This is a genomic window from Mesorhizobium sp. M5C.F.Ca.IN.020.32.2.1, assembly GCF_004023105.1.
In the GTDB taxonomy this organism is placed as follows: domain Bacteria; phylum Pseudomonadota; class Alphaproteobacteria; order Rhizobiales; family Rhizobiaceae; genus Mesorhizobium; species Mesorhizobium wenxiniae.
This window is the reverse complement of sequence record NZ_RZSX01000628.1, coordinates 1-3,865: the sequence shown is the minus strand read 5'-3', so window position 1 is coordinate 3,865 and position 3,865 is coordinate 1. Positions and strand designations below refer to the sequence as shown.

Sequence of the window (3,865 nt, the reverse complement as noted above, 5' to 3'; positions counted from 1 at the left end):
TCCCTACGCCAGTACGAACTGGATCAGGTTCGAAGGGTCACCGCGCTGCTTGAAGCCAGCGGTATCTCAGCCCGTTGTCCGGGCTCCCCTGGTGAATGGGGCAATCTAGAGGCAACGGCAGCCGGCTTGTCAAGCCGGCCCGGTTCGATGACAGCCGCGCCGTTACCTCGAGCCATGCGGCGCCGTCCGCGCCATGCCCGAACAGGTAGGGAAGCCGCTCCGGTTGCCTCGTTGCCTGGTTGCCTTGGTCGCCCGGCGGCCTTGGGGAGCCCGCCGATGGCGACGAGCGGTAGGCGCGCGACCCGCTCTTTCCTCGCGAATTCGCTCGAGCCACGGACCCTATTCCATCTGCCTGGGGGATGGCCCTGCTGACAGAGGTGCCATGGAAACTGTGCGTTCGACTGTTCTGCACATCTCGCTCCTCTGCCTGCTTTGCGGGTGGCTGCGAGGCTACACGCCCATCGCCACCGCGCCGCCGGTAAGGCCCGCGCCGGCGGCCGCAAGCAGCAGCTTCTCGCCCAGCTGCAGCGGCCGGGCTTGATGGGAGAGCGACAGCGACAGCGGAATGGTGGCAGCCGAGGAGTTGCCGTATTCGGCGATCGTCGTGACCGTGCTCGAGTCTTCGATGCCGAGCCTGGCGGCCACAGCGCTCAGCATGCGGGCATTGGCCTGGTGTGGAACAAAGCGATTCACCGCGTGAGGCTCGAGAGCCGCTGCCGAAAGTGCTTCGGCGGAACAGCACGCCATCATCTCGACCGCCTTGACGAAGACCGCGCGGCCGTCGGTGATGGTCATGCGCGTTTCCAAAATGTCCAGATCCTCAGCGAAAGGCTTGCTGCTGCCGCCGGCCGGAATCTGGATCAAGCCATAAGCGGAGCCGTCCGACGCCAGGGAGGCGCCGAGGACGCCGCGACCGGGATCGGATGATGGCACGAGCACGACGGCGCCCGCCGCGTCGGCGAACAGCACCGCGCTCGCCCGCTCGGCCGGATTGATGCGGCGGCTCAGAATGTTGGCGGCAATCACCAGAGCGGGCTTGTCGTGCGCGCGCACATAGGCATCGGCAAACGTCAGGGCGTAGATGAAGCCCGAGCAAGCTCCGGCGAGGTCGACGGCGCCGGCGCGGCCGAGTCCCAATTTATGCGCGACCAGCGGAGCGCTGGGCGGCAGCAAATGGTCGGGCGTCGAGGTGGCGAGCAGGATGAGCCCGACCGAGTCGCGGTCGATTCCCGCTGCCGCGAGAGCCATGTCGCCGGCCCTCTCCGCGAGTCCGCTCAGCGTATCATCTGGCAGTGCCCAGTGGCGCGAGCAGAGTCCGGTCCGGCTCTCGATCCAGCCGGCCTCCAGGCCGAGACTGGCCTCGATCTCGGCATTGAGCACCTTCCGCGCGGGGACGTGATGGCCGAGCCCGGCGATGCGCGATGACCTGGTCATGCCACTGCCTTCGCCAGGCTCGCCGCTTCGTCGATCGCGTCGTAGAGCCGGTCGAGTTCGGCCGCGGTGACGCAGTAGGGCGGCAACAGATAGACCACGTTGCCCAGCGGCCGCACCAGGAGGTCGCAATCGAGGAAGAAGGCGCGCAGCTTCGGGCCGATCTCGGCGAGATAGCCGGCGCGCTCGACGCGGAGCTCGAAGGCGGCGATGGTTCCGGCAAGCCGTATGTCGCTAAAGCGATGATCCCCCTCGAAGCGCCGGGCGCGCTCGGCCTGCATGCGCGAAAGCGAAGCTATGCGCTCCATCACCGGTTCGGTGCGCCAGACCTCGATGTTGGCGAGTGCTGCCGTGCAGGCGATCGGGTTGGCTGTGTAGGAGCTCGAATGAAAGAAGGTCCGACTGCGGTCATGCGAGTAGTGCGCCCGGAAGATCGCATCCGTGGCGAGCGTCGCGGCAAGCGGAATCGAACCTCCCGTCAGTCCCTTCGATGTGCACAGTATGTCGGGAGAAATTCCGGCCTGTTCGCAGGCAAACAGGGTGCCGGTGCGGCCCCAGCCGGTCATCACCTCATCGGCGATGAACAGGGTTTCGGATGCCTCGGCTACCCGCTTCATCTCGGCCAAAACCGATGCCGGATAGGTCAGCATGCCGCCGGCGCCGAGCACCAGGGGCTCGACAACAATCGCCGCGGCTTTGCGATCGCGCAGGCATGCCTCGAGGCGGTCGAGGGTTTGCTGCGCGCGCCCCGCAACGGGGAAGGGGATCGTGTCGACCTCAAACAACAGCGGCTCGTATGCGGCGTTGAAGACGCCGCGGGCGCCGACGCTCATCGCCCCGATCGTGTCGCCATGGTAGCCGTGCTCCATCACGACAATGCGCGAGCGCGGGGCGCCGATGTTGCGGAAATATCCAAGCGCCATCTTGAGAGCGACCTCGACGCTGGTTGAGCCGCTGTCGGAATAGAAGACCCAGTCGAGTCCCGCGGGCGTCAGCGCGGTCAGCGCCGTGGCCAATTGCTCGGCCGGCTCATGGGTGAGCCCGGCGAAGATCACCTGGTCGAGTGTCTCGGTCGCGATCCGGATCGCCTCCATGATCCGTGGATGGCGATGGCCGTGCGTGACCACCCACCAGGAGGAGATGGCGTCGAGGATGCGCCTTCCGTCGCGCGTCTCCAAATAAGCGCCGTCAGTGCGCGCGATCGCCATCGCTGGCGGCTCGACGGCGTGTTGGGTGAACGGATGCCAGACGGCGGAGCGGCTCATGTGCGCGCCTCGTCGAATGCGGCCTTGTCGAAATATGTATTCATGGCCCACTGCAGCGTCATTGGCGTCAGGGGGTCGAGCAAGGACAGGCGGCCGAGCACTCGCACCTCGCCCATCCCGGCGATCGTGCACTCGGTGTCCGGCATAGCCTCGCCGATGAACGCCACGCCGAGCAACGGAATGTCGCGGCGGCGCAGCGCCTCGATCGACAGCAGCGTGTGGTTGATCGTGCCGAGCGCGGTGCGTGCGCAGAGCACCACCGGCGCCTGCCAGCGGGCGAAGACGTCGATGAACAGGATCTTGCGGGTGAGCGGCACCATCAGGCCGCCGGCGCCCTCCACGATCAAGGGAAAATCGACTTCCGGCAGGACGAGGCGGTCGGGATCGATCGTGACGCCCTCGAGTTCGGCGGCACGATGCGGCGACAGCGGTTTCGTCAGGCGCCAGGCTTCCGGCAGGGTCCGCTCGGGCGGCAGTTGCGCCAGCCGCGCGACCGCCTGGCTGTCGGTTTCGCCTTCGAGGCCGGACTGCACCGGTTTCCAGTAGGCGGCGCCCAGCAGGCCGGCGAGGCCGGCCGCGACAACCGTCTTGCCGATGCCGGTGTCGGTGCCGGTCACGACGATCGCGCTCATGCCGGGACGCGCTCCAGCTCCTCGGCAAGCGCCGCGACCATGGCGGATATGTCGGCTTCATCGACGTTTAGGGTGACCGAAATCCGCAAACGCGCCGTCCCCTCCGGTACGGTCGGCGGGCGGATGCCGCGAATGTCGAAGCCCCGAGCCTGAAGGGCGGCGGCGACTGCCATTGCGCGCGCATTGTCGCCGATGACGATGGGGATGATCTGCGAGCCGCTCGGGTTCATCCCGCAGCGCTCATGGATCTCGCTGCCAGCGAAAGCGACCAGCTGCGAGAGGCGGTCGCGGCGCTCTGGCTCGTCGCGCAGGATCGCGAGCGCTTCGCTGACGGCCACCGCCATCAAAGGAGAGGGGCGGTGGAATAGATGAACGGCCGGCAGCGGTTGACCAGGAACTCGCAAAGCACGGCCGGCGCCGGTACCAGTGCGCCGGAGCATCCGAGCGCCTTGCCGCAGGTATGCAGCACGATCACATTGGCCCGGCCCTCGAGGCCGCGGGCGAGGCCGCGCCCGTACGGGCCGAAAACCCCTGTCG

At 67.4% G+C, this 3,865-nt stretch carries 3 protein-coding genes, 1 pseudogene and 1 riboswitch; all 4 genes and pseudogenes read right to left on the bottom strand.

Going from position 1 to position 3,865, the window contains the following annotated elements:
- A riboswitch (TPP riboswitch) is annotated at positions 1 to 100 on the bottom strand. This riboswitch is flagged as partial in the annotation.
- Positions 101 to 450: 350 nt separating this feature from the next.
- Positions 451 to 1,434 (bottom strand): beta-ketoacyl-ACP synthase III, encoded by a 984-nt coding sequence (locus EOA86_RS25785; protein WP_128344273.1) that lies wholly within the window; start codon positions 1,432 to 1,434, stop codon positions 451 to 453.
- Positions 1,431 to 2,696, bottom strand: a complete 1,266-nt coding sequence (locus EOA86_RS25780) for an adenosylmethionine--8-amino-7-oxononanoate transaminase (protein ID WP_128344272.1) — start codon at positions 2,694 to 2,696, stop codon at positions 1,431 to 1,433. Before EOA86_RS25780 ends, EOA86_RS25785 begins: the two co-directional genes overlap by 4 nt.
- Positions 2,693 to 3,328, bottom strand: coding sequence for a dethiobiotin synthase (gene bioD, locus EOA86_RS25775; RefSeq protein WP_128344271.1), 636 nt, complete (start codon positions 3,326 to 3,328; stop codon positions 2,693 to 2,695). Before bioD ends, EOA86_RS25780 begins: the two co-directional genes overlap by 4 nt.
- Positions 3,325 to 3,865 (bottom strand): annotated as a pseudogene (locus tag EOA86_RS25770) (aminotransferase class I/II-fold pyridoxal phosphate-dependent enzyme); the annotation flags it as partial. The gene bioD and the pseudogene EOA86_RS25770, both read right to left, overlap by 4 nt.